This is a genomic window from Tengunoibacter tsumagoiensis, from assembly GCF_003967535.1.
GTDB classification, from domain to species: domain Bacteria; phylum Chloroflexota; class Ktedonobacteria; order Ktedonobacterales; family Ktedonobacteraceae; genus Tengunoibacter; species Tengunoibacter tsumagoiensis.
Window position 1 is genome coordinate 5029697 of the sequence record NZ_BIFR01000001.1, and the last position, 25476, is coordinate 5055172.

Consider the following 25476-nt stretch of genomic DNA (forward strand, 5'->3'; position numbering starts at 1 on the left):
ACAGAGGAAAGATGGAAAAGATAACAATTAGCCAGGCATTCAAAGCCCAGAGAGCCAACCCAGACCTAAAACGCCCTGCTAATACAAGCCAGGAAACCTACCCCAATGTATAGTTCGTCTGTCCATACATGCTGCTGCGATCTCTGAGGATCGCTGGCTCTCCACGACGCATGTGGAGCAGCGTTCGTTCAATCTGAAAACCATAGCAGGTGAGCAGCGAGGTAGCGGCCTTATTTTCTGTGGGGGCACTTATCATCGGGGCTTGTGTGTAAGGAAAGGCCAGAGCAGACTGTAGAAGCCGTTCTGCGTCCTCAGGGTTCTCAGCTAGCCAGGGGCCAATAATGCTCTTCTGGGCAATAAGATACCCACTAATTTTCCCCTCAGGAGTGCGATGGATCAAGGCTCGTTCAGGATATTCGCGCAAGTATGCAGCCAGGACAGCGGCTCGACCAGCGCCAAAATAGGCGGCATCAAAAGCTGTCACCGCAGGCAGATCTTTCAGTTGAAAAGAGGTGATCCCTGGTGAGAATGTCTCCAACTCGACTGTGGACAGATCTGCCTGACGACGCCACTGCGCAACCTCTCCCTCTGGCACAAAAGCAAACTTTTTATACAGATCTGCTCCCGCCGACGAAGCATCCAGTAAGACGGTTGGACATCCCCACTCATCTAACCAATTGAGAAACGCTTGTAACAGAGCCCTACCAATCCCCTGTCGCTGTACCGTAGGCAAGACAGACATACTTCCCAGATAGGCAAAAGACCCATAATTTATCACTCCCCCAACCCCCACAGGTCTTTGATCCAGACATGCCAACAGCCAGCCATCTGGCTGTAAGCTCAGATAGCGAGCCAGATTCCGTTGCTGCGGAGTAGAATAGCCATAAGCTGCCTGCATAATGGCCTCTGCAATGGAGAGATCAACGTCGCTTAACTGGCGAAGAGTGATGGACATGACAGCTGGCTCCTTCCGGAAGGCCTCTTCCCTCTTTTGACTATATGACGTATGGAGTAGAGCTCTGGCTAGAGATCTGAGGCGTGAAATGAGACGGCAGCGTTCAGGGCTGCCAGAACCTGTACAACATCCTGGCAAATTTCAGTCATCAATTGAGGAATCCATTCTTCAGGATGTGGAGTAGATGGCTCGTCGTCATCCGATGACCCTGCTGGCTCAGGAATGACAGGCTCGTCGTGCAGGCCATGAATACCCAGCGGATGCCAGAGCGGAACCTCCACCCTCTGCTGAAGCGTCAGCAGATCTGGCTGCAAACGATTCTCATGCAGAACCATACTTACTCCAGGTCGTGTCTCAATCGTTCGTCGACTCCGTTCGCTCGCCTGTAACTTTAACATCTGGGTCAGAGATAGTAGCGTCTCATCAGAAGGCTTTTCACCATGGAGAGAGAGCGTATATGAGAGATCCAGAACGAGTGGAGGAATGGCATTGGTATGACGATGAGCACAATTTTGCACTGAATCATCATGGAAGAACTCACAGATCCCGCCAGGACCATCTAACGAGAGGGCCGTGTCCAATGAGCCCCAGGAGAATGAGACTGTACAGCCACTCTGTAGCTCCATATCTTCACATTCACCTGTATGGCAAGCACAGGCAAACTCTCGCTCTAACGAACGGGTATTCATCCAATATTCTGGATGGGTCACAAGATTCAGGTTCCCTGCCGCCTCCAGAAACAAGCGGGTCATATCTTCATATGTGATCAAGAAAAGAACTCCTTATTTTTCTGACTCTATTTTCAGCCCACAGCGCGTCCACTTCGGCATTTCTTATCTCTCTATACTAAAATAAGCATTCCTTTATCCTCTCCACACATGAGTTTTTCCTAGTAATAATTCTTAATATTACTTGTGGAGTCAATGGGTGTCAATAGAAAGGCAGGAGGTGGGGATTTCTACTCTTCTTTGAAGATACCAGGATGCTGTGTCTCTTTAGATACTAAAACTCAACACAGAACATGTCAGGATGCTGTGTCTCTCTTTAAATGCTACAATTCAGATGCTAAAAAATCAACAGGGCCTCAATAGCTGAGGCCCTGTTGGTCGTTGTTGTGCCATTAAAGCATTGGACGAATAGAGAGGATGATATATCTTGTCACGCCACCAGGAGTGGAAACATTGACCTCATCGCCCTCGCGATGGCCCATCAAAGCTTTACCTACCGGCGATTGATCAGAGATCAGACCAGCTTTAGGATCTGCTTCAAACGTCTCGACCAGCTTAAAGGTGCGTTTTGAACCGCTCTCAGTTTCAAGCTCTACCTGCATCCCGATTCGAACCGTTGCAGGACCGCTCTGAGCACCATGCATGTCGGGCGTCATAATCTCAGATAAAGCCAGAAGGTGCTCAAGCTCCATGATCTCTCCTTCAAGCTTGGCCTGATCACTCTTAGCTTCCTCATACGCGCTACTCTCGCTAATATCACCCGCCTCTTTTGCCTCGTGAATATAATCGGCAATCTCACGGCGTTTGACATTGCGGAGATAATCTAAACGTTCCTGTTTCTTTGCAAAGCCTTCGGGCGTCAGGCGATAAACCTTGCGCTCCGACTTTGCATCACTCTGTCCACCAATACTCATTTGTTATACTCCTCCTGGTAGTGAGGCTTGTGACCCCTTACAGGCCTTCCCAGATCTGCGCCTCTCCTTACCCATTCCGTCGCATCCCATTAGATCCATCCCTCTTTTTTTGGTCCCTACTGCTTTTCTATGGCGCATCAATTCACACATAAGCTGATAAGCCGGGCTTTCTGCGGAAAACTATCCTGTCCTCACTCCCACCTGATAAGTAAGTTATAAAAGAGGATGAACTTACTAACAACAAAACTAAACCATTTCACTGGTTAGCAACTTGCTGTTATTGCTACCATTAGTCGAGGCGACTTGCTCCTACGCATCATAATTGAGAAAGTGTAGGCACTCAACACACATGAGGGTGATTATACGTTGTGGATTACAGAACGTCAAGTGATTTGGTCACCTATTTTGTAGGTTCGTCCTGTCTCGACATACGTCATCAATCTTCTTTTTATCATAGCAATACTCTACCCTGGATATGCATTTCATCCTACTATCTATCCTACTATCAATACACGTATGACTACTCCTCTCTCTGTAAGAATTCGCTCTATCCTGCAATAAAACGGAAAAGTCGGGTCGCACAGATAGGACAGATTCCTTCCATCGCGCTACGCCCATTTTTTGTTACAGTCTTATGGGCATGTGTCATCTCTCTCTTCTGACGACATTTTACGCAGTAGGCCTCAACCGCTGGTATCTCTTGAACGTTGAGATCGCCATTAGTTGGCTCATGGATCTCTTCTCTCTCCAGACTACTCTGCGGTGATACATTCTGAAGGGGCTCTCCGTCTTGCTTACTCTGATTCTCGCCAGAACGCACTGGCTCCGTATGGTATTCGACGAGATAACGCTCTTTCTCTACAACAGGTTGCTCCACGACTGGCTCTAATGAGTGCTCCGCTCGCTCCCTCTCCAGTTGCTCTATGACTTCACGTAATAGTTTATCTGTACTGCGTTCGATGGATGGCAAGGTCGCCACTTCTTCTCTTTCTTCTCTCTGCCTATTTCCAGCTGCAATCGCTGATTGAGGCTCCCAGGCCAGCACAAGCGCACTAACACGTTCAGGAGCCTCTTCCTGAACCCGCAATCCTGCTTCGGATATAACCGCTACTTGCGCTTGTGGTGTCTTGTGTAGCAGCTCGGCAAGTTCTGCATGGCTCGCACGCCCACCTTCAATGAGAAAAACTGGCTGCTGTAAAGACTCCAATTGTCTGGTGATACTTATCTGCAACTTGCCTGTGAGCAATGCGATGGCGGCATGCTGTGCTCCATACTGATGAGCTGCTGCCGATAGATAGCGAAACTCTGAATGGGTTATTGGCCGTCCACTACGCCTCTGCTGCCAGGTAAGCAATGGGCGTAAGATCCAGGCTGGAGTAAGCAATGCATAGATGAAGAAGGCCAGGGCCGGGAACATTCTACCATTCGCTAACCAGGCTGCTCCAGTATTCTTCAAAAATAAATCTTGTGGCGACAAAAATATTAATCGTGTGCAAAGGAGAGGCTCACGACTGGCGATCGCAATACTATACTTACAGCTTAGTCCGCTGGCGAGAAGCACTGCCGGACGCTGCACCACATCACAGAGAAAGTCTCTTATTACTGTAATATAGGTCTCAGCAGTATATTCAAGAGCAGGGCGATCTGAAAGGCCAAAGCCAGGGAGATCCAGCGCATAGACCTGATATGCATGTGCTAGCTCCTTGATAAGATAGCGCATCTCATATGAGGACCCACCTATCTCAGGGGTATGTAGTAAAACAAGCGGCGGGAGCTCTGCATTACCTGCTCTTTTATAGAAGATCTGTCCATACTTCCAGGTATAGGTAGAGGCGTCACCCTCTAGCATGCTCGTTAAGGGCTGGGGCCTGTGCAAAAGATAGCGCAGCATGAGTGCCCCTCCGAGACCAACCACTCCCATACTTCCTCCCAACATGCCTATACGCAGAAACTTTTGTAATCTCTCCACCGACAACCTCCTTTTAACACCTGACATGAAGCCATGCCTGAGTCCAGTCTATCCATGCTTCTTGTGGTTCATGCTCTCCCCATTACCCCAAAAAACTGGACTTTTAGGAAGAAACGGACGACCGAAACACGCCTGTAGTATACCATTTTGCTAGAACTGGCCCACTCTGGCTGGCAAACTATTATACTAGCAATACGCATCATTTTTAAAATTCGCGCACTTTATCATTTCATTTTCAAAATCACTTTTATCTGAATCAGAAAATGGTGCAGCCAATTAGCAAATTCGCAACTTCATTGGGAGCCATTATGCGCATTATTGACACCCTGGACGAAATGGTTGAGACGGCCCGTGGGTGGCTTTCTAGAGGAACCGTAAGCCTGGTCCCTCTCTCAAGCGATCTTCATGCCGGACACACCGCTCTGTTACATGCCGCTCATCAAGCAGGCGAGGTAACAGTGGTGAGTCTTCTTCAAAAAACAAGTCTGCTGGGCCTTAAGCAAGCTTTACCGCTACAGCCACAGCCAATTGTGCAGAAGCTACGCGTCGTCAGCCATAATAATATTGATATTGTGTTTATTCCTCAGGCGGATGAGATGTATCCACCAACGTTTGCTACGTATGTGAATCCTGGCGGCCCTGTGATGGAATATCTCTTACAGAGTTATACTCCAGAGATGATTCGCATTTTTTCGACGACTATGTGCAAACTTTTGCAATTGGTTCGACCAGATATCGCTTTCTTTGGGCAGAAAGATGCTCTTCTGGTTGGCCTGTTGCGTCAGCTTGTTCGCGATCTCAATATCGATGTCAGTCTACAGACGATTCCTACTGCCCGCGAACGCGATGGACTCGCGATCTCTAGCCGCAATCTCAACTTTACTCCTGAGGAACGGCAGACCAGTACAGTGCTCTATCAAGCTCTTTGCAGAGCAAGAGCTCTTATTGAGCAAGGAGAGGTGCAAAGTTCTGTTCTGACACAGGCGATGACTACTATGGTCGCAAAAAAACCGCTCGCCTCTCTTGAGTATATCATGATCTGTCGCGATGACACGTTCGAACCACTTACTCAGATCCAACCTGGTACTTTGCTCTCGTTGGGTGTCCGCATTGGCTCGATCTTTTTATATGATAATCTCCTCTGGAAGAAGGATGGCAGTTGGAGTTGATTTTAGTACATGCTTTTTGACTCTGAAAATGTACCCCTGGCCAATTCATCTGTAGCAGTCTATAATGAGGCAAGCATGGCATGTACATCAAACGAAGGAGACTAGGATGCCTGGTATTATTCTTTCACTTATCCTCATTGGAGTCATCTCATATTTCTGGGGTTCGCTACCTCCAGGCTATTGGATGGGGAAACTGCTACGCGGTAAGGATTTCGATATTCGTGAGCATGGTAGTCACAAAACTGGAGCCACCAATGTTTTGCGCACTCTTGGTGTAGGCCCCGCCATTGTTGTCTTTCTCTTGGATCTCTCAAAAGGCGTCGGTCCTGCACTCCTGTCCCGTTTTGTGCCTGCATTTCAAGGTGGTGGCTGGGGCATTCTAGTCGCCGGGCTGCTGGCTCTTGTAGGACACTGCTATCCCATCTTTATTGGTTTTAAGGGGGGGCGTGGGGTGCTTACTGGTGCTGGCGCAATGCTGGTCGTCTCACCTCTGACGTTCTTGATCGGAGCCATCACGACATCTAGCACGATCTTTCTTTCTCGTTATGTCTCGCTCGGCTCCATTGTCGGGAGCATCACAACTATTGTTTGCGGCATCGTGTTCTATATTCTGGGCGTGAATAATCCCTCGCTCCTTCACTCCATTGGCCTTACTCTGCCAGAGATGCTCTTTATGGTTATTGCTCCTACGATGGTTATTCTTTTCCATTCGGACAATATTAAGCGCCTCCTTTCTGGAACCGAACGCAAAATTGGTTCTAAAAAGATTTCAACTACTGCAACCGATCCCTCAAACGCGTTGTAGTATGAAGCTTTGTGCTTACATACGATAAAGGGCGGGCTCGACATCAGGATGGCAATAATAAACCATCTGGTGCTGAGCCCGCCCTTCTGTGCTCGATACAGAAACTTTATTTTTGAGCTGTGGTAGCATCACTGCGGAAGATTGGCAATGCTCCAATCATATATTCGATACCAGAGAACAGCGTCCAGATGGTTGCCAGGATGATCAGACCATCAGCAACCAGTAAGAGGATCTCGGCAAAGTTCACTGTCTGACTGGTAAAGTTGACCATCCAGGGGAATAAGGAGAGTTGATGAGCACCCAGCCCCTTAGCTAATAAGAGTGCTCCAATGGCTACCAGTGTAATAAAGGTCTTCTGTTTTCCCCAGACTCCTGCTGGGATGACTTTGCCTTTGGAGGCTGCAACTGAACGCAGACCCGAAACAAGAAATTCGCGGGTGATGATGATGAAGGTGACCCAGGCAGGAACCAGCCCAAGCTGGACTAATGCAATCAGAACCGCTGCAACAAATACTTTATCGGCGGTCAGATCTAAAAAAACTCCTAACGATGAGACAACTTTCAAACGCCGCGCCAGATAGCCATCCAGATAATCTGTTACTGAGGCAAGGAAAAAAAGGATTGTAGCAACAAGAAATGCCCATGGCTGATTGACTAGCACCAATATAAAAACAATCACAGTAGCCAGCAGTCGGCTTATACTTAATATATTTGGGAGATTACGCATAGAGAGAAACTCCTCTTTAACAGCTTTCTAACCCCTATCACAATAAGAGACCTGAAGAGCCAGCGCTGCACATAGTTTTTTGATCCTCATCGCCAACAGGTTGCACACTGCTGTTCTCTATCTAAAAGCCGAAGAATGCCCCCTACCAGACGGAAGAAACGCTATAAGTTGTTACCATTATATGCGAATGCGGCATCGATTGTATAGCTAACTTTCTCTCCCTGCGCAAGAGAGGTGCTCCATCAACTCAATACGCTCCGTCATCGTACTACTACTATATTCATATATATTCATAAGAATTTGATGCTACAATAGCACTGCATAAGAGAAAAGAGAAGGAGATTTTTCAATGATTATCTGGGGATTACGTTCGCGTAATAAAGTCCTGGGGCAGGTACAATACACGTGCTCGCGCTGCGGAAACAATTCATTCCACAGTATGGTTCGCTATCGCCGCTGGTTTACGCTCTTTTTTATCCCATTGATACCCTTTAACACACGGACCATCTCGCGCTGCAATATATGCGGCTTTCAGGAAAATATTGCCAATCAGAGAGCTAATGAGCTCATTCCTCACTAGCTCTCTGGAACTGCAAACTACGATGAATTGAGTTGCTTGCTTCTCAGTACGGTGAGCTTCTGAGTCAGGCGTTTGGATCGTACATGTGGAGATCCCCAGCTGGCATTTTCACACCCAGCAATCTCAAACGTTGCTCGCTCGCGCTCTCAAACGCCTGCCAGGGGAGCTCCTTCTCGGCCTCATAACGCTTGAGCCACCAGTAGCCATAATAGGCGTAGATGCCACGACGCACTCCATCCGTATGATTGATGCCACCTGTATGCCAGATAGCGCTGTTAATAAACACGGCATCACCTGGTTCGACCATGGCTGCAACCTCACCGGGGAGAGGCTGGTGGATCTGGTCAGCCGATGGAATCGCCTCGCCACGATGGCTTCCAGGCAAGACGCGTGTCGGTCCCCGCTCTTCAGTCATAGGATCGAGCATAATAATGGTATTGATACTGAGAGGACGATCACCAGGAAAGACAAAGTCGCGATGCCAGGAGCGTTCATTCCCTGTATTATGCGGTCCTTGCCGCAAAAGGTCATACTGTAATAACTGTGCCTGTCCACCAAAGATTGCTTGTATCCTCTCAAGGATCGCTGGATGCTCAATTAAAGCTATAAATGAGGGGTACTTCAGCAATTGGTGTTGAGTGACGCGTGGCTTCTCTTTCTCCCAGATGCGATCAAATTCCGCTTGAATGAACTCTAAATATTCTCCGCTTAAGACTCCCCTGGCATGAAGATACCCGTGTTCCAGAAAAAATTCCTTTTCTTCCGGTGTATACATTGGAATGCCCCTTCTGCTGCGAACTACAGAGGTTTAACAGCAACTAAAATATCTCGTTTTTTAATCACACGATCAACTGTATGCGCAAATTGTGTATAGGGCGGCTCATTTAACACTTGCAGACCTGTCTGTGTCCCCACCAGGGCAATCATCTCCTCACGGCTTATGCGTGTCGCATTCCAGGCCAGGGCCATGGCTCCGCCCGGGTATAGTATCCGTTCCCACACAGGTAAAGCACGATTGAGAAGCTCAGAGATCTCTCCAAAATGTTGGATTCCATAGGGGAGATCCCCCACAATAGCATGCGCATGTGGTCCACCACTCACATCTCGCAGATGCTGATCTGCTTCGCTGGCATCACCATTGACAAGCACGAGCGAATGCATATGCTTCTTGGGCCCAATCTCGAACTGATAACGGCGACCGGCACGGCGGCTACGCTCATCCAATTCTTTAAAATGGATGCGCTCTCCTTCCAGATATTGGCGCACAAAAACAGCTGTTGTCTCAATATCTTGTCGCTCTAGATCGATTCCAAATGCATCATAACCAGAGGCTAATGCTAGAAACAGGGTCGTTCCCCCTCCAGCCATAGGATCAAGCACCCGCAAACGCTCGCTATATTGCTCTGCATAGTGACTGGCAAAGATCCCTACATTTAATAGAACACGGGTAAAGACCTCATTGGTTTTACCTTTATAGCGCCTGACCTCAGCCATCTCCAATGGGACAAACGGAGTAGATTGCGGTTCAATCGGACGCAGAAAAGGCCCTGTGAGATCGCCAATGGATGAAAAATACTCGTAAACTTCACTGATCGCACCTAGATGAAAGAGGATCGCAAACAGAGGTGAAGAGGGAGTACAGCTCTCTTCTAAGGTTGCAAGAAGATAGTCCTGGCCAGCCAGTTGTATCGATTCAATGTGCTGAATCACTGCCTGTAAAGGGCTGGCTAAAAGCTCTGGAGTTGCAAGAGCCGTTGTCATAGAGGCATATTGCGTACTCCGCTGTGGTGTGATTTTGAGTGCTATTTTCATGCAGCCAAGTATAGCACACCACAGCGGGTCTCTAACAGCGATCCGCTGTGGTGTGCTCGGACACTAATATTGATGAACTTGATGTGCTGCCGCAATGAAATCTGCATACCAGAGTGCGCTATCTTTAGGGATGCGCTGCAAGGTCTCATAATCAACGTAGACGATACCAAAACGCTTGGTATAGCCCTCAGCCCACTCATAGTTGTCCATGAGCGACCAGACAAAGTACCCCTTCAACGGGGCTCCCTGCTCAATCGCGACGGCCAGAGCCTGTACGTGCTGACGCAGATACTCAACACGACGAGGATCATGGACATGCTCGTCGCCTGGCTTCCAGCTCTCTTTAAAGGCTGCCCCATTCTCGGTCACATAGAGCTTCTGGATACCGTATTCGCGATATAGACGAAGCAAGTGATCGCTCAAGCCCTGTGGGTAGATCTCCCAGGGCATATCTGTATAGCTGGCCTCAGGCACGGGCGTAACTAGCGGGACTCTATCAGCCAGAGGCACCTCTGAGACACCTTTGACAAGGTTACGCGAATAATAATTAATTCCCATAAAATCAATCGGGGTAGAGATAATGGCGAGATCTCCCTCTTGAATCGGTGGCTCGTTCAGACCCATCGATGCAAAATACCCTTCAGGATAGTGACCACGTACAATGGGATCCAGAAACCAGCGATTGCTAAAAGCATCTAGCAGTGCAGTATCACGCAACGTCTCAGGACGATTATCCGAGGGATAGGCTGGCGTAAAGTTCAAGGTAATCCCTACCTCAGCGGTCTGTGGCACAATGGCGCGTATCCGCGGCATAGCCAGACCATGTGCTAATAAGAGATGATGTCCAGCATCCATCGCCGCCTGACGATCCTGCACCCCTGGGGCATGCATACCAATACCATACCCAAGATACGCTGAACACCAGGGCTCGTTAAGCGTAATCCAGCCAGCAATACGATCTCCTAAACGCCGGGCTACAATCTCAGCGTAATCAGCAAAGGCGTATGCGGTCTCACGGTTACGCCAGCCGCCTTTATCCTCTAATGGCTGAGGCAGATCCCAGTGATAGAGCGTTGCACATGGCTTGATCCCTTTTGTTAATAGTGCATCCACCAGCCGATCATAGAAATCGAGCCCTCGGGTATTCACGGTTCCACGACCTGTTGGCAAGATACGCGGCCATGCAACGGAGAAGCGGTAGGCATCCAGTCCCAGGCGAGACATTAACTCAACATCTTCTTCGACACGATGATAATGGTCATCCGCCACATCACCATTATGTCCCATATAGACCTTCCCGGGAGTAGCGGCAAAGGTATCCCAGATCGAAGGCCCCCGACCATCTTCATGGGCTGCCCCTTCAATCTGATAGGAGGCCGTTGCTGACCCCCAGATAAAATCTGCGGGAAAACTGCTCGCTAGTACGCTATCATTTATTGGCTGTTTATCTGTCATAGTACAATTCCTGTCATCATCAACAATAGTGGGGAGATACCCTCTATTCTGGTTAGGTGTCTCTCTCCCCTATTGTACACCTTTCTGACACTTTGCCAACACTATTTCTTTCGATTTCACCTGAGCTTTAAAAAAACGAAATTGTGCCTGCCCTATAATGGGAACACAATGGGAACACAATGGGAACACCCTGAAGGATCTTTGTAAGTACTTTATTATTTATGACCAAAAGCTTACAATACAAGGAGCTACATCCATACGCAAGAATAAGCCTGGAGGCTGACATATGCATATTGTAACGATCGCCGAAATGCGCGAGTTAGAGGCCCTGGCAGAACAACGCTATGGTCTCACTTCTGACATGCTGATGAGTAAGGCAGGGAAAAGTGCCGCTGACCTGTTTACAGAACATTTACTACCTCACTATAGCTTGAATGGCCTGGAGGTTCTCTTTCTGATTGGTCCTGGCAACAATGGTGGGGATGGGGTCGTCATGGCTAATCACCTTGCACAGGAAGGAGCCCTGATCAGCCTCTATTATTGGAAAGAGCAAAAATTAATAGTACGAGGTGAAGAGCTTCCTGCTGCTCAAGTCGCCAATGAGCTGGTGGATCTGATAAAGAGTGCAGACTATATTGTGGATGCGATCCTGGGAACAGGACAATCACGACCACTCGCTGAAGATTTACGGGCACTCCTTGCGCAAGTTCAACAAGAGCGCACACGCCGACCCGAGCTACAGATTGTGGCCATCGATCTGCCAACTGGCCTCAATGCTGATACTGGTGAGGTTGACCCGGGGACGCTGCGAGCCGATACGACTATTACGCTCGCCTGTCCCAAACAAGGCTTTTTCTTTTTTCCCGGGCGAGACTATATCGGCGAGCTCTTTATCGGCGATATTGGCCTGCCTGAAGAATTAGAGCAGACGATCCAGAACGAGATGCTCTCAGGCAAACTTGTGCATAAACTCCTGCCACAGCGAGCACTCAATAGTAATAAAGGGAGCTTTGGGAAGACGATGCTCTTTGCTGGCTCGCCACCTTATCCTGGTTCAGCCTATCTTGCAGGGACGGCTGCGGCCCGCGTCGGAGCTGGTCTGGTTACGCTGGCGGTGACAGAGAAGATGCTCCCCATCTATGCCAGCAGCTTCCATGAAGCCACGTTTACCATCTTACCGGCTATCGATGCGCCCAGCTTTGATCGTGCTAAAGCGCTGAATAATTCGCTCGAAGGCTACAAAGTACTGCTTATTGGCCCAGGGCTGGGGCAATCACCCAACACACGTGAGACAATACTCCAGGTGCTGGAGTATCTTCGCTCACTCCCTGACGAGAAACGGCCCAGGCTGGTGATTGATGCTGACGGGCTTAACAATCTTTCAGCCTTAGAGCGCTGGTGGACGCTTCTGCCAAAGGAGACGGTTATTACACCTCATCCGGGCGAGATGGGTCGTCTCTGCAAAGGAATCAAAGTCTCTGGCGGCAATATCGAACGCCTGAATCTCACGCGTCAGAAAGCTCATGAGTGGCAGGTAAATGTTGTATTGAAGGGGACCTGTACTATTATTGCCAATCCTCAAGGCCAGACTCGTATCAATTGGTGGGGAAGTCCGGCCCTGGCCACAGCTGGGACAGGCGATGTACTGGCAGGAATGATCTCTGGCTTCTTAAGTCAGGGCCTCCAGCCTTTTGACGCCGCAAGCGCAGGCGTCTATCTGCATACCGCCGCCGCCGACCTGCTTAGCGACGATGTGGGACGGGCGGGTCTTCTGGCCTCTGATCTGCTTCCACACCTGCCACGAACCATTATTGAAACCGCCTATGCAGAGTTCTAAGCGAGCCAATCTCAGTTCCAGGTTATGAGGAAAGGCTTCAACCCATTGTGTTTCAATGGGTTGGAAGATTTCTCCTCTACCATCCAGCCAGACACAATAATGACCGTCAGTGAGGCTCCCTCTCCATAAAGAGGTGCACTGACGGTCAATACATGAGAGAAAGAGCCTCCACGGCGCACTATCTCCTGGCCTGCTAAGGCCGGTAAACAGGTCGTGTGACCAGATTACAAAAGAGAGATTACCTGGCGGCAGCCTGACCGGCTTCGTCAACAACGTTCACCGTGATTTTTGGCTCCAATTTTGGAGCAATCTTCACTGGAACTGAGAAGGTTCCCAGGCTACGAATTGGGTCTGGCAGTTCAATCGTACGACGATCAACTGTAATCTTTTCAGCATCACGCAGAGCAGCAACAATATCCTGGCTGGTGATTGAACCATAGAGCCGACCCTGAGTGCCAACTTTTGCTCTAAAGGTTAAGGTGACTTCGTTCAAACGCTCTGCCTGCTGGCGATTGGCCTCAGCCTGTTTCTCCAATTTGCGCTGTTCAGCAGCAATACGCTGTGTCCGGTTGGTAATCAAGCCAGGGGTGGCTGCCGCTGCAAATTGGCGCGGCACGAGGTAGTTGCGGGCGTAGCCATTGGCAACTTCTTTTAAGTCGCCTGCTTTTCCCAGACCTTCAACGTTCTGTAACAGAATTACTTTCATCTTGTCTCCAATATTAGATATCCGATATCCCTGCCTTCAGGCATGGGGAGAAAACCATTGCGCCCGAGGGCGGTGTGTTTTAAGTGGGTCCCAACCGCTTGAGACGGCTACTGTTTGCCCAGCTATGGGGTTCCTAACCACGCGATGATAACGCATGTTAGTATACACCTTGCCATATCCGAAAACAAGACCCCATCCACGATTGGCTCGCCAAATAAGTCCCTTGATAAGCGCTTCACAAAAACATCAAACGCCTCTGAAGAGTTCTTCGCTCATGACATCTATCCTCGGCCCACAAACTAATCTTCATAGTGTGTTGCAGCCTATAAATATCTCACCTATAATGACTGCTATCAACAGGTATTCTTCATTTCGAAAAAACGGCTTCATTCATCGATCGTAAAGGACTTTTTTTATGAATATCGAAGGCACATACACACTCCAGGCTTCTCCTGGACAGGTGTGGCAATGTTTAATGGATCAGCAGGTGCTTCAACAGATTATTCCTGGCATTGAACGTATCGAACAGGTCGCGACTCATTGTTTTCAAGTAAGTGTCCAGTTGAAAAATGATCCTTTTCAAGGGCTCTATCAGGGACAACTGACACTCAGCGAGTTGCATTATCCCTATCATTATCGTCTGACTCTGGAGGGGGATGAGGAAGCTCCAATCCACGGCACAGGGAGCATTCATCTCAATAGCCAGGAGCAGACGACTGTGATTGCATATAAAGGTACACTTCAGTTAGGCAAACGAACGCTTTCTCTTAAACCCAGTATTATTAAAGGTGCCGCCAAGCTCTTTCTTCAACAGCTTTTTTCCGGTTTAGCAGCTTACTTACAGCAGACCTATCCAACAGAGGTGGCAAAAAAGCAGGCAACTGGAAGTATTCTGCTCCTCTCTGAGGTTGCAACCCCTGGGGTTGTTCCTCCCCCCTCTATCTTTCAGAAAATTACACAAAGCTTCCACCTGGGCCACGGTGATCGCGAATTAGAGCTCCTATGGGAAAAAAGGCTCCGTCGGATGAGTATGCTCTCTGGCTTGCTCTTTCTCGTCTGGTTGGGGACACGCCTGCCACGCACGCGCTAAGAGACGAAAAAAGCTATAAAAGAGATGCAGGCCACTCATGTATACAAAGGCGGCGTGGAAACCACGCCGCTTCTTACTCTTGACGCTCAATGGACTGACGGATTGTTTCCTGCCTGACATTTCTAAAAGAGGGGGCTACGTTTACATAGTGTAACAACGAAACGAGCAGGCGCTTCGGGATCAGGCATCAATGATCGAGCGCAGGCGGGATTTCCAGCCATTCTCATCATCTGGAGACTGGATGGTATTCTCGACGCTCCAGCTGCGCGTTCCATCGGCGGCCCGTGTTGGAAGAGCTCGTTGTTGTCGCGGCTCACGGGTCTGTAGATTACGCAGGGCCGTCTGAGCAGCTTTACGCACATCCTGAACAGGATCAGCCAGTAACAGTGTGATCGCATCCTGCGCCGACTGAACATTTAGCCTTCCCAATGTGCGAGCACTACCAGCACGCTCATCAGAGGTTCTGGCCTCGAGGAGCGGCATAAGATCTGGCACTAACTGCACCAATGAGAGATCCGCAATCAGGCGCAATAGACGACTTTTCCGCATCGGATGGGTCACCGTTGTCAGTGCAGCCCGGCAGTCTGCCATAATCTGATTTTTATTTTTTACCAGCCCCTTCGACTTCGCATCTGCCACAGCCATCTCAGGAGAGAGAGGCGCATTTCCACGCAAAAATGGTTCAATCCAGACAGCCACAGCTTCAGGCTCACCGGTACATTCATGCAATTGTAGAATATCGTGATAATGCTCATTTAACCAATGATACAGAGCAAGCGTCACCTCGGCATCACGTGCCGCATACGCCACCATTGCAGGGGGAAGCGGTCGCCGTGTCCAATCAGTGCGTTGGAGGCTCTTATCAAGGTGAAAACCAAAGGCGCGCCGTAACATGGCAGCGAGCGAAGATTCATGCTGCCCAAAAATCGAACGGCTGGTTGCCTCAAGATCATAATAATGCATGACATGAAGATTCCGCTCAGCCATAACGCGCATGTCAGCTCCAGCTCCATGTAACAAGATTGCTACATCTGGATTGCTAATGACCTCAGCCAATGGAGAAAGGTCGTGGAGCCGCAAAGTATCCACCACAAAACATCGCTGTTCAATCGCCAGCTGCAAGAGAGCAAGGCGCGGAACAGACGAACTACCCTCCTGGGGAGTACGCGTCCGTACCTGGATAAACTCAGCGTCCACTGCAACAACATGGGCCTGCCTCAATTCATGAACGGCATGGGCCAACTGCTCAGGACGATCAACCCAGAAACGTTCACCACGTTGTGGGAGCTGACCAAAAGGAGGGGTAGTGCCAAGATAACCCATCAAAATGTCACCTGCGTCAGCAGGTTCGATGGTGCTAAATTCTTCGCTTTCTGTTATGGGTGCTTTGTCATTCAAGGGATTACCATTCTGTCTGCTAATGCCATTGTCTGCTAATGGTGTTTACTCTACACTATAACATTTATAAAAGTTTTAGTCCAGCTTGGACACTCGGCCCATTTTAAATCGATGGACCTCTCGGCTGTAGAGAACTGGAGCAGAGGCAGAGGCAGACTGGCCTGGCTCGAGACGTGCCAGATAGTCGGAGTCTCGTTTAAGAAGACTATAGATGACGCCCACTATCTGGCCGGCGATGCGGCCAAGGACTTTAATTTTGCCAGAATAAGTTTTCTTCCGGTCGTCGTACCGGCATTTGATCGGCACCAAACGATCATAGATCGCTTTCCACTCTGTGTCGTTTTTGATTGCCACCATGGCCACAAGATACATGGTGGATTTCAGCATATTATTACCGCCCTTGTCCAGTGTAGCAGAATCAATGGTCGTACCAGTCTGCGTCCATCTGGGGGACCACCCAAAGTATCCTCGAAGCTTCGAGGCGCTCTCGAAATTATTGATATTTCCGATGGCGGCAATAATCGACGCCGCGTGCGTCGGGCCAATGCCGTCGATCGACATCAGGATCGCTCCCTCCCTGCTTTCGGCGAGGATCGCCGCGATATCTCGATCCAGTTCGTCGGCGTGCTGGTTTGCAAGTCGCAGCTCTTCGATGAGTTGCCGCTGCTCAATGATAAGGCCACGAATGCGGAATTCGTCAACGTTCCCAACGCTGAATTTAGCAACGTCTACGAGCCGCTGAAGCGTAGGTCTACCAGGTTTTTTTGTTCTGGCAGACCGAAGCGCCAGGAGATCATCGACAGACGCTGCGGCCACATGGGCAGCGGTTGGGTATTGGTGCCTGATTGCCAATGCGGTAGGCAAATTGGGATCTTTGATAACAGTGACGAATTCGGGGAAAAGTTCATCGCATATGGCCGTCAACTTGTTGCGAATTTTCGTAATGCCCTGGGTCAGCTCTTGTCGACGCTGCGCCAGGACCGCGAGCTGCGCAGCGGTTGCCGTCGCTTCCTCATAGCGATGAGCCTCCAATTGAGCGTCACTCGCCTGTACCTTCAACTCCTCCTGGTTGTAGAGGATATTCGCCAGGTTCAGCGCATCAGAGCGGTCTGTCTTGTTCTTAGACAGCCTCTTTGCTGCGTGGATGGAATAAATTTCAATGTGGTGGGCCCGAAGGTATTGAATGAGGGCTCGTCCATAATGACCCGTGTTTTCGACGATCACCAGGCACATCGCCAGCGGTGCCTGGTCGGCCATCCTCGACACGAGGAACTCGAAGCCTTCTCTGGTGTTTTGAAAAGAGAAGGAGGGGCAATTATTAAATTTTTGTCGCGATGCCAATAATGGCGCAGACAAAAATCCGGCGACGTGTTTTGACTTTGCTATGTCGATTCCGACATAGAGCCGCTCTTTATGAGCATGAAGGGGAATGGCAACCATGGCATTTCTCCTGATTCTTTTTTAAATATTTAAATAGGGGAGGGCCAGGCGGCGGACAGGACCAGTCACAGACATAGGCTTGCTTGATGCTGCCATACATTTATTAGGTTTACGTCCGCCAGGACCAGTTATAGTGCAGGCTTGAAGCCATCCGGCTTGATGCCATCCATACAGAAGGCCTTTACCTGGCCCAAAGGAGAGGTAGCTACCCTCTCCAGTAAGAGATTAACTGACGGCAATAGCAACCGTCAATATGTATAAAATGCAAAAACGATATGAAGTACAAGTATGCAATATTAATAAAATTTTAATGCTGAAGTTGCCACTAATACCTATTAGTGGAAATTCACAGGAGGAAGTATGAGCGTAACCAGGCCAGCCTCGACTCCGATCGCCGCAAGACTTGCGGCATTGGGGAATGACACAAGGTTAAAAATTTTAAGGTTCCTAGCCACACACCGCGCTGATCCGGTAAGCGTCAAAGAGTTGACGCAGAGCCTCGAGGTTCCTCAAGCCACCGTGTCCAGGCACGTAGCAACGTTACGTGCTGCCGGCCTTGTCGTTGCTGGCGGCGGAGGGCAAAAAGGGAGAGGCTATACCATAAACAAAGAGGGTCTCATTGAGGCGGTGCACGACGCAGAGCACTGCACAGGATTCGACGAGCTCTCGCCAGTCCTTCCTCTGCAACCAATGTTTGACGAGTGCGAGTAAAAGCAGAGAGCTCCAGGTGCACCCCTGGAGCTCTCTGAGAAGAAAGTACTTCGACATTATATCATATATTTTATGTATTAAAAAATATATACGGAGAAAGTACCATGCAGGCACAACAGTTACAGAAACCGCAATCAACAGCGGCCCCAGTAAACGCACAGCCTCAGTTGCCGGTGGCCAGGCGCAGCTGGACGCACCATCGCCCAAATGGTCGATACCATATCCGATACGAGGACTTCATGGATATTACCGACGATGAATCCTGCGCAGATGCGCTGCGCGTCGTGGAATTCATGACGTCGGGGCGGATCGCGGCGATACAAAGATCGCACGCAATACCAGATGCAACACTTCCACACGCGGACGATCTCTGGATTGAAGTCCCATTGAGGACCGTCGAAACGCTATCATTGAAGGTGCAGGGGAAGAGCACCTATGCTCATTGCTTTGGCATTGAGTCAAAAAAGGCTGAGTCCGGGGCTGACGACGCAGGAGACGACGACGAGCATTCGAAAAAGCGAAACCTTGTGGAACTCGGATTTCTAAGCAAACGATGGATCGCGCGGCCTGGAGCTAACGCGGCCAAGGAGCCAGAAGCGGCGACGCTTTATCGCGATGAGGAGAGCGCCTTTATTATCGTCGCAGATGGCGCAGGAAACTATGTCGGCGACGACGATGAGAGCCGCAACGCGATCAGCCAGGGATGGTCGCGATTATCGAGGCAATATCGTTACGAGATCCAGGCCGTCAATGCAGCCATCGCTGCGTTGGATTGGATTGATCCACCGGAGGAACCGGATAGATGGCCGGTACCGGTCACTGTGAGGGTCAGAAGGCCAGCCAGCATTAATGAGACGACAACCTCCAATGCTGGCGGGAGAGAAAACGGCAATCCTAACGACGTTCAAAGGGGTGCTTCGAAAGCATCGTCTATTCCGCCATTCGATTATCAGAATATCACATTTGATAATTCCGTGTCCATAGAATCGATAAAGAAATGTTACAACGATAAAAGCCTAGTCGCGACTGATGCGAACGTCGTTTGCGCGCCATGGACGGCTGTAACATTTGTGCATCTTATCAGTCGTATCTTGACAAGTGTCTCTGACTCGCCTGCATCCGATGTGCTCGAAACAGCACAACGAATCATGGATCGCTTAGCAGGAAAAGATCCGGTCCGCGCATGGGAGCATGTGCAGCTCGTCGCACTTCATATGTCCTGCCCTGGCTCGCCATCCTGGTGGCAGCGAGAACCAGGTGATCCCCGAGGATGGCGAAAAACAAAGTCTGCTGTAACGTTGCGCGACGTCGAGCGTCACCTCTTCGATCAATTCGATGATTATATGAGGAGTGGCTGGCAACCTCCGACCACGGCGCTCATTGCCTACGAGCCGATTTACGAGGACGAGGAGGTCTACGCAGCTGGCTATGGCGGCAGTGTTAGCCCGCCGTCTGTTGAGCCAGTCGTGGTCGGTCAGCCTGGCGCGGCACCAGCTGAGCCAGCGACAGCGGCGGCGACCATCATTGTTGATGCGCCAATCGTCGATGCGTCGCCGCCACCACTGCCGCCATCGACAGCGACCAGTGCAAAGCCAGCGATGAAAGCGACAAGAGCTGAAAGCCTGGCCCGGCAGATCGGAGAGAAATATCCGCAGATCATTGTCGGAATCCTGGAACTCGACGACGGCCAGGCATGCGTTGGTATCCAGGTCGCCGACGATGAATGGTTTGACGTGCCGTCGCTGAGAGAATGGCTCGACCCAGGGCCAGAAACGAGGCGCGCCATCGAGAAGGCGCTGGATTATGGAGGTAGGCTGTGAGGCGTTGGAATCGAGGAGATAAAGTTTACGCGAAAATCAATCAGCAAAAAGTCGCAGCTGTTGTATTGCAATCCCGTGATTGTAGCGCGGGGGACTATGAGCTGGTGCAGATCAAGACCGCGGAGAAGAACCATCTCAGCGGTCAATGGGTGTGCGGCTCATACCCAAAGCCAGTGCAGAGCTATAAGCTCACCTTGAGACGCGATGTTATACCAGGATTCGATGCAAAATAAAAAAAGCTCGGCGCTATCAAGCATTCTCGCCGAGCGGCCTCGGATTGGAAGTCGAGGCTCTTAATAATAATGATAATGAAAGATTGGAAATAAAGCAATGAAACCAGAGAAGACATCGAAGTTTAGATTTTGGCCCTGGGTATGGGAGACATGCTGTGCGGCCTGGCAAGGATTTGTCGAGAGCATATATATCACACATATGTGGTCGTGGTTTATGAATTTGGTCACGAGACTTGTTCAACCAGTGCTGTTCGTGACGGTCATGTATTCAATTGGGGAGACATACCCCAATTTTCCCAAGATCAATATTCATGGAGCCTCGCTATCGCTCATCATGTTCTTATCCCAAAATGCAGCGCTCGATCTTGGTTCGTTTGGGCTTCCAGGCTTGGCACGAGCGGCACAAGCCAAGGGGCTCATCAGCGAAGATTCCGCAACGGCAGCTATTGCTCTGTCGAAGAACCTCTTCTATGTCATGATGGCTAATTTGGTTTGGGGAGCAGTACAGCGGGTTATCCCTGGCATGCCCGATTCTGTCATACTGATTATCTCGCTGATCTTTATCGTCATCCGAAGCTATTTCGCTCTGGAGTACTCGAAGGTGGTCCACGCACTCCAGCCACACGACGACCACAAGAAAGAGCCGCGAAAGTCCAGGGTCCAGGAGGTCCACGATGAACTCTTGGAAATCTTGGATCAGCGCATGGACCAGCGACAATCATCACTGGACCGTGAACTTTCGAAGTCCAGAGACGCGGTCCACGAGGCCGTCACTGGACTTGAGGCAAAGGTCCGCGAAGTCCAAGAGTCCATTGTCAATCTGGACCGTGAACTTGCGGAGGTCCACGGGTCCATCGCGAGCCTGAACCATGGACTCGTGGAGATCCAGGCGTTCAAGGTTCAGGTCCACGAGGCCATTGAGGGGTTCAATGGCGAGATCCAGGCGATTCACGGAGAGATCGGTGAGCAGATCGGTATATCTTTGCTCGAGCGCGTCGAACCGCTCATGCGTACGATCGAAGATTGCAACCGGACGGCATTCGATCAGCTCGGCGATCGCATTGCAACTCTTCGCGAAGAATTGAGCTCAAAGATCGGCGCAATCCATGGCGAGCTCCAGGTCCAGGTCCAAGAAGTACGAGAGGTCCAGACTAAAATCACCGAGGTTCACACCGAGGTTCACTCAGTGCAGATGATTGCTGGACCAGCGAACCGTGGACTCCCTCGAGTGGACCGTGAATCATCAACCGATGAGGTCCAGGTCCACCAGGTCCAGGGTATCGAGGAGGAGGTCCACGCATTCTTTGATACATGGATGGTGGACCACGCAGGCGAGTATCCCCCAAATTCGATCATCACGGAGAATTTCGGGATCAGGTCGAAGACGACCCTCGCAAAATACAAGGACCGACATCGTAAGTCCAAGGTCCAGCCAATGCTGGTCCAGGCGTAAACAATGGACTCGGCCAGGCTGATAATGATAAGCCTGGCCACACAAGGAAAAGGAGAAATCAGATGACCACAGAAGAAATCAAGGCAATCATAGGGGCGCATCGCCTTCGCCTGATGTCCAGGGATATCATAAATAAAAAGGGAAATGGCAAACATTATGAATATTTATCCATTGGCAAGTACGACCCTGCTACAAAGAAATTTCGATCTTTTGGCCTCGGCAGGCTAGATCGAATGGGGGCCATGCGCCCGGAGCAACTCCTCGAATTTATTACAGCGAAATTCGGCGATCTGGTGAAGCAACCATGATCATCGCAATGGTGATCATGGTGAGCCTGGCTATCGTTGTTCCGGTGGCGCTGATCTTTCTCGATTCAGCGCCAACCCCGGATAATAAAGAGTGAAGGGGGATAGCATGGAAGATAAGGATATCATCGCGCTCGCAACCATTGCGAAGCGCCGAGGTTATGGCAGTATCGAGGCTGTAACGGCGTACCTGGAGGATCTCATCAACCGCAATGAGGTATATCTATCCAGTCGTCGCCAGCGGAGAATTCACACCGGGTACGATGATTCTTTGAGCCAGGACAATGCGGTCCTGGCAATGGCCATAGTGCTCCTTGAGAGCACACAACAATCTTAGTTGTATTTATTCAAAGGGGTGCAAATAATGTCAATAAAATTAGCGCCGACCATCGCTTTGGACGATCTGTCGTCCATCTTCATCGTTGCTGCGCCGAATGGCGGCGAAAAGCATCGAGAATATAGCATCCTGAATGTGGATTCGAAGACTTTCGCCTGCTGGCTCCAGACCGTCATTGAAGGAAGCGACAATCAGCAAAAGGCGGAGAAGATCATCAATAGCCTGGATTTGTCTATTAGTATTGATCGCTGGTGGGCTATCAATGAGCTTGCTGACATTGGGATAGACCTCAACCAGCATTGGTATAAAAATCCATCAAAAGCTAGTTTGGTCGCCACCATTAAGTCAATGAGAGGGGGCAAATAATGGCAGCATTTACTCCATTTATATCAAGTCAATCATTTTTGCTTGCCTCCAGCATTCTGCGCCTGCCAGCTAAGGCCTCAGCATCCGCAGAGTCAAAGCGACGAACCACGCACATCGACAATTTAACAAACGTCCAAATAGATGCACTGATCGATAAACATCTCTTTTTTAATATGTATGGTGCAGGTGCTCCTAGCTACTCCTCATCAATGGAGAATGCATTGATGATCATCAATGCATTCTCGCTTCGGCCAGCGCACGATCGCACCACATTGAGCCTCTTCCTGGCCGTGGATCTCCCACGGCCAGGCTCGCCGATGTACGCATTGCTGAGCCTCGTTACACCACGCATTATCGCAGTGGCTGCGCTGAAAACCGTCGGTGTCGTGGACTCATACGGAATTATTGGTATTGATCTCGAGGAGTATGTATGAGCCGCAAAGATATTTTATTGTCGATCCGAGATGGCCTGCTGTTCGGCGCAGGCCTCGGCCTCCTGGTCATCCTGGGAATGGCATTACTGGCCTGGATGGTGTTGACTATTGTGGGAATGGTGGCATGAGTATGCGACTACTCATTGATACTGGTGCGTGGGCCATCGTTGGCGTCGTCTCAGTGCTGTTGGGCATGGTCGCAGCTGGTGCCACGAAGTATCGATGTCCGCGTTGCGATGCCCTCACGATGGTATGCATCGCGTTCGTCGCCGTTTGCATCGCGTTTTTTTTCGGCTCTCTGCTTGCCTTTGTGATTGTTAGCATAGACCCCGCATATCTATAGGAGTAAATCAATGAAAAAAGGCTATGACATTCTGGCCGAAGCGCAGCAGATCGCAGCTGCGCGGTGGTCCGTAAAGGACGAGGCGGCCAGCGAAGGCAATGAAGACGGGGAAGGCGAGGAAGGCGAGGTAAATATATTGAGGTGGATGCGATCATTATGGCTGGTTATGGAATTCGTGGTATTGGTTGTGATAATCAGCATTGGGCTTTGGGTTGCATCGAAGTAGCCAAGAGAACGAGGGTCACTCATGAAATCGATGAGTGACCCTCGTTCTTTGTGCCGAGCTACCGAGCTACCAATGCGCCAGTTGTTCTCTGAGTGCTTTAATGCGTTGTTCCGTCGGCCATGCTGCGCACATTAATCTGTGCGCATTCTTGGCTTCGCTAAACCATTGTTCACTCTTCAGCGCCTTTGCGCCGTTGATGCCCTGTTGCCACAGAGCGATACAGCGATCCAGGTCGCGAGGTCGATCATCGCGTTGCACTTCTGCGACAACGCTATTGATTGTTGCCTCTATCTTTCCATCGCTACTACCAGATAGATCCGGCAGAGTTTCAACTCTCCCAAATGCGGTGATTGCGGATTGAAAATCACCCAGGTGCAGATTGACCATCCCGGTGTTTATCCACATGTTTGACTCTGGGTGATCAATCCAGATATAAGACTCTTCGGTAAACGTTTTGTTTGCCATTTCTAATGATTTTAATGAGTCATTTTTAAGACTGCACTGTGCTTGATAGTTGGCAAGACCTGCGTAGACGAAACTCTGAAGCTTTGGCGGCGCGGAAATATTCTTTAATTTCTCCGCTGCTTTTTCTCCAAGTGTTAGCGCTGCGCTGCTCTTGTTGCCGTAGCTATACGTTGCCGCTAGTGTCCGCAGTGCTAGCACTTGGAGAATTGGATCCTCTGCCATTCCGCTAAACCGCTGTGCTTGCTCCAGGTGACTCAACGGTTGATCGTGACCTTCCACAAGCCGCGAGAGAGTCGCTTTCAGTAGATAGCACTGCGTCAAGAGAGCGCTTGCGCTTTTCTTAGATGCATTTATTTCTGCGAGCGGTTGCAGAGATGCAATGTATGTCGATACCGCATCGTTGGCTAGCGCGAGCTCTTTGCCCTTTCTCAGATACCAGCAGGCCGTTATGGCCGCTGCGCACTGTGCAAGGATCTCTTCGCTGCCTGCCTTTTTTGCGGTGCCAATATAGCAGGTCTCGCACGCAAAGAGAACCAGCGTCCTTAGTGCATCTCTCCTAGTTATTGTGCGCTCGATATCCATCTCAACGATTGGGTCGTAATCGTTGATTGTTTGATTAATCTTATTTTGCAATTCATAGGTATCTTGCTTCCTCCATGAGAAGATGATTCTCATAAGGCGCGACGTTAGGTCGTAGCTGAGCCCTGCCCTGATATTGTCTGTCATCAACCCTCCCGGTGTGATTGAAATTTGGTCGATTTGTGACAATTGTAATTCTTCCGCTGACTTGCCATATAATTTGCACAAATCAGCAATACTCTGCATTCGTGGCGATGATACACCCTTTTCCCATCTCAACAGGGTGTTTACATCAACTCCGAGCGCTTGAGCAGCATGCCGCTGACTCCAATTCCTTTTTATTCGGGCCTGGATGAGCAATGTTCTTTCCATGTGCGTTCGCTGCCCTCTAATACTATAACATTACACTTCGCACGCCATCCACAATACCCTCAAATTATACTTTGCACTCTGTATTTTGTCTATCTTCAGTGCAAATCACTGCGAAAATGCAGACAATATGCAGATATGCAGAACGTATGCAGATTGCCAGAAGAAGAGACGAGAATCAGACGATGCAATGATGATTTAAAATCATAGATTCAATGTATACTATTCATAGGTCGCGGCGAGCGATGCC

General features: G+C 49.8%; 27 protein-coding genes. 14 read left to right on the plus strand and 13 right to left on the minus strand.

The features are described 5' to 3' along the window. Positions 1–97: 97 nt before the first annotated feature. From EL628_RS19745 to EL628_RS19760, 4 genes are all read right to left on the minus strand, one after another. Positions 98–955 carry a GNAT family N-acetyltransferase gene (locus EL628_RS19745; RefSeq protein ID WP_126581620.1) on the minus strand — a complete coding sequence of 286 codons (858 nt, stop codon included), beginning with the start codon at positions 953–955 and terminating at the stop codon, positions 98–100. A 68-nt stretch (positions 956–1023) separates the two neighbouring features. Beyond that, positions 1024–1725 (minus strand): hypothetical protein, encoded by a 702-nt coding sequence (locus EL628_RS19750; protein WP_126581621.1) that lies wholly within the window; start codon positions 1723–1725, stop codon positions 1024–1026. 350 nt (positions 1726–2075) lie between these two features. Continuing rightward, positions 2076–2597 (minus strand): GreA/GreB family elongation factor, encoded by a 522-nt coding sequence (locus tag EL628_RS19755; RefSeq protein ID WP_126581622.1) that lies wholly within the window; start codon positions 2595–2597, stop codon positions 2076–2078. A 547-nt stretch (positions 2598–3144) separates the two neighbouring features. Next, complete coding sequence (locus EL628_RS19760; RefSeq protein ID WP_161975625.1) at positions 3145–4566, minus strand: alpha/beta fold hydrolase; 1422 nt, start codon at positions 4564–4566, stop codon at positions 3145–3147. Positions 4567–4874: 308 nt separating this feature from the next. Here EL628_RS19760 and EL628_RS19765 point away from each other — a divergent pair, with 308 nt between their 5' ends. Together EL628_RS19765 and plsY are read left to right on the plus strand one after the other, a co-directional pair. Beyond that, positions 4875–5735, plus strand: coding sequence for a pantoate--beta-alanine ligase (locus tag EL628_RS19765; RefSeq protein WP_161975626.1), 861 nt, complete (start codon positions 4875–4877; stop codon positions 5733–5735). 106 nt (positions 5736–5841) lie between these two features. Continuing rightward, positions 5842–6540: a glycerol-3-phosphate 1-O-acyltransferase PlsY gene (gene plsY / locus EL628_RS19770; RefSeq protein ID WP_126581625.1), complete on the plus strand. Its 699-nt coding sequence runs from the start codon at positions 5842–5844 to the stop codon at positions 6538–6540. 106 nt (positions 6541–6646) lie between these two features. Here the strand turns inward: plsY and pgsA are convergent, their stop codons facing one another. Next, positions 6647–7267 (minus strand): CDP-diacylglycerol--glycerol-3-phosphate 3-phosphatidyltransferase, encoded by a 621-nt coding sequence (gene pgsA, locus EL628_RS19775; protein WP_126581626.1) that lies wholly within the window; start codon positions 7265–7267, stop codon positions 6647–6649. Between the two features lie 349 nt (positions 7268–7616). Here pgsA and EL628_RS19780 point away from each other — a divergent pair, with 349 nt between their 5' ends. Then, positions 7617–7847 carry a zinc-ribbon domain-containing protein gene (locus EL628_RS19780; RefSeq protein ID WP_126581627.1) on the plus strand — a complete coding sequence of 77 codons (231 nt, stop codon included), beginning with the start codon at positions 7617–7619 and terminating at the stop codon, positions 7845–7847. A gap of 64 nt (positions 7848–7911) precedes the next feature. On the opposite strand, the gene EL628_RS19785 is transcribed toward EL628_RS19780, so the two are convergent. The 3 genes from EL628_RS19785 to EL628_RS19795 all read right to left on the minus strand — a co-directional run bounded on the left by EL628_RS19785 (position 7912) and on the right by EL628_RS19795 (position 11114). After that, positions 7912–8622, minus strand: coding sequence for a phytanoyl-CoA dioxygenase family protein (locus EL628_RS19785; RefSeq protein ID WP_126581628.1), 711 nt, complete (start codon positions 8620–8622; stop codon positions 7912–7914). A 23-nt stretch (positions 8623–8645) separates the two neighbouring features. Further along, positions 8646–9608, minus strand: a complete 963-nt coding sequence (locus EL628_RS19790) for a TRM11 family SAM-dependent methyltransferase (protein WP_126581629.1) — start codon at positions 9606–9608, stop codon at positions 8646–8648. 114 nt (positions 9609–9722) lie between these two features. After that, positions 9723–11114: a GH1 family beta-glucosidase gene (locus tag EL628_RS19795; RefSeq protein ID WP_126581630.1), complete on the minus strand. Its 1392-nt coding sequence runs from the start codon at positions 11112–11114 to the stop codon at positions 9723–9725. 286 nt (positions 11115–11400) lie between these two features. On the opposite strand from EL628_RS19795, the gene EL628_RS19800 reads away from it, so the two are divergent. Then, positions 11401–12951, plus strand: coding sequence for an NAD(P)H-hydrate dehydratase (locus EL628_RS19800; protein WP_126581631.1), 1551 nt, complete (start codon positions 11401–11403; stop codon positions 12949–12951). A 238-nt stretch (positions 12952–13189) separates the two neighbouring features. Here the strand turns inward: EL628_RS19800 and rplI are convergent, their stop codons facing one another. Continuing rightward, the gene (gene rplI / locus EL628_RS19805) at positions 13190–13657 is read right to left on the minus strand and encodes a 50S ribosomal protein L9 (RefSeq protein ID WP_126581632.1); all 468 of its coding nucleotides are present in this window, start codon (positions 13655–13657) and stop codon (positions 13190–13192) included. Between the two features lie 415 nt (positions 13658–14072). Here rplI and EL628_RS19810 point away from each other — a divergent pair, with 415 nt between their 5' ends. Continuing rightward, on the plus strand, positions 14073–14747 hold the full coding sequence (locus tag EL628_RS19810; protein ID WP_126581633.1) for an SRPBCC family protein: 675 nt from the start codon (positions 14073–14075) through the stop codon (positions 14745–14747). Between the two features lie 180 nt (positions 14748–14927). On the opposite strand, the gene EL628_RS19815 is transcribed toward EL628_RS19810, so the two are convergent. Both EL628_RS19815 and EL628_RS19820 read right to left on the minus strand, forming a co-directional pair. Then, positions 14928–16145, minus strand: a complete 1218-nt coding sequence (locus EL628_RS19815) for a ribonuclease D (protein WP_126581634.1) — start codon at positions 16143–16145, stop codon at positions 14928–14930. A gap of 75 nt (positions 16146–16220) precedes the next feature. Beyond that, a complete protein-coding gene (locus EL628_RS19820; RefSeq protein WP_126581635.1) occupies positions 16221–17585 on the minus strand; it encodes an IS110 family RNA-guided transposase in 1365 nt (454 codons plus the stop codon). A gap of 360 nt (positions 17586–17945) precedes the next feature. Between EL628_RS19820 and EL628_RS19825 the strand changes: the two genes are divergently transcribed. After that, positions 17946–18296 (plus strand): ArsR/SmtB family transcription factor, encoded by a 351-nt coding sequence (locus tag EL628_RS19825; protein WP_126581636.1) that lies wholly within the window; start codon positions 17946–17948, stop codon positions 18294–18296. Positions 18297–19026: 730 nt separating this feature from the next. On the opposite strand, the gene EL628_RS29915 is transcribed toward EL628_RS19825, so the two are convergent. Beyond that, positions 19027–19188, minus strand: coding sequence for a hypothetical protein (locus tag EL628_RS29915; RefSeq protein ID WP_161975627.1), 162 nt, complete (start codon positions 19186–19188; stop codon positions 19027–19029). A 178-nt stretch (positions 19189–19366) separates the two neighbouring features. On the opposite strand from EL628_RS29915, the gene EL628_RS19830 reads away from it, so the two are divergent. From EL628_RS19830 to EL628_RS19865, 8 genes are all read left to right on the plus strand, one after another. Next, complete coding sequence (locus tag EL628_RS19830; protein WP_126581637.1) at positions 19367–20116, plus strand: hypothetical protein; 750 nt, start codon at positions 19367–19369, stop codon at positions 20114–20116. A 330-nt stretch (positions 20117–20446) separates the two neighbouring features. Then, positions 20447–21802, plus strand: coding sequence for a coiled-coil domain-containing protein (locus tag EL628_RS19835; RefSeq protein WP_136626717.1), 1356 nt, complete (start codon positions 20447–20449; stop codon positions 21800–21802). A 62-nt stretch (positions 21803–21864) separates the two neighbouring features. Continuing rightward, the gene (locus EL628_RS19840) at positions 21865–22110 is read left to right on the plus strand and encodes a hypothetical protein (protein WP_126581639.1); all 246 of its coding nucleotides are present in this window, start codon (positions 21865–21867) and stop codon (positions 22108–22110) included. Between the two features lie 106 nt (positions 22111–22216). After that, positions 22217–22444, plus strand: coding sequence for a hypothetical protein (locus EL628_RS19845; protein WP_126581640.1), 228 nt, complete (start codon positions 22217–22219; stop codon positions 22442–22444). 27 nt (positions 22445–22471) lie between these two features. Beyond that, the gene (locus EL628_RS19850; protein WP_126581641.1) at positions 22472–22810 is read left to right on the plus strand and encodes a hypothetical protein; all 339 of its coding nucleotides are present in this window, start codon (positions 22472–22474) and stop codon (positions 22808–22810) included. After that, complete coding sequence (locus tag EL628_RS19855) at positions 22810–23244, plus strand: hypothetical protein (RefSeq protein WP_126581642.1); 435 nt, start codon at positions 22810–22812, stop codon at positions 23242–23244. Before EL628_RS19850 ends, EL628_RS19855 begins: the two co-directional genes overlap by 1 nt. Further along, entirely contained in the window at positions 23237–23587 is a 351-nt protein-coding gene (locus tag EL628_RS19860) for a hypothetical protein (RefSeq protein WP_126581643.1), read from the plus strand. The genes EL628_RS19855 and EL628_RS19860 overlap by 8 nt, the downstream gene beginning before the upstream one ends. A 10-nt stretch (positions 23588–23597) precedes the next feature. Beyond that, positions 23598–23813: a hypothetical protein gene (locus EL628_RS19865; protein WP_126581644.1), complete on the plus strand. Its 216-nt coding sequence runs from the start codon at positions 23598–23600 to the stop codon at positions 23811–23813. 66 nt (positions 23814–23879) lie between these two features. Here the strand turns inward: EL628_RS19865 and EL628_RS19870 are convergent, their stop codons facing one another. Next, a complete protein-coding gene (locus EL628_RS19870; RefSeq protein ID WP_126581645.1) occupies positions 23880–25229 on the minus strand; it encodes a helix-turn-helix domain-containing protein in 1350 nt (449 codons plus the stop codon). Positions 25230–25476 lie beyond the last annotated feature (247 nt).